This window comes from Bradyrhizobium sp. 23AC, from assembly GCF_054863025.1.
In genome coordinates this window covers 1-254 of record NZ_JAVAYN010000240.1, presented here as the reverse complement: position 1 = coordinate 254, position 254 = coordinate 1, and the positions used below count along the sequence as shown (strand labels likewise).

General features: G+C 63.4%; 1 pseudogene. It reads left to right on the top strand.

Features of this window, described 5'->3' with window-relative positions:
• A pseudogene (locus tag RAD10_RS42280) lies at positions 1-254 on the top strand (MFS transporter); the annotation flags it as partial.

The following is a 254-nucleotide window of genomic DNA, read 5'->3' as shown; positions in this document are numbered from 1 at the left end:
GACCGCATCATCTTTGGCTATCCGGCGTTCGTCGTGCTGTTGATCCCGGCTGTGTTGTTCTTCGATGGCGGTTTTTCCAATATCGCGCCGTATTCCGCCGAGATCTTTCCGGTGCGGCTAAGCGCGCGCGGCGTGGGACTGGCGCAGGCCGCCAACGGTGTCGGAAAGATTTCGGGACCGCTCTGCCTCGCGCTGATTGCCGGCGCGTCGAATCTGATCACGCCCAAGGCCACCATCGACGCCGTCACGCCGGC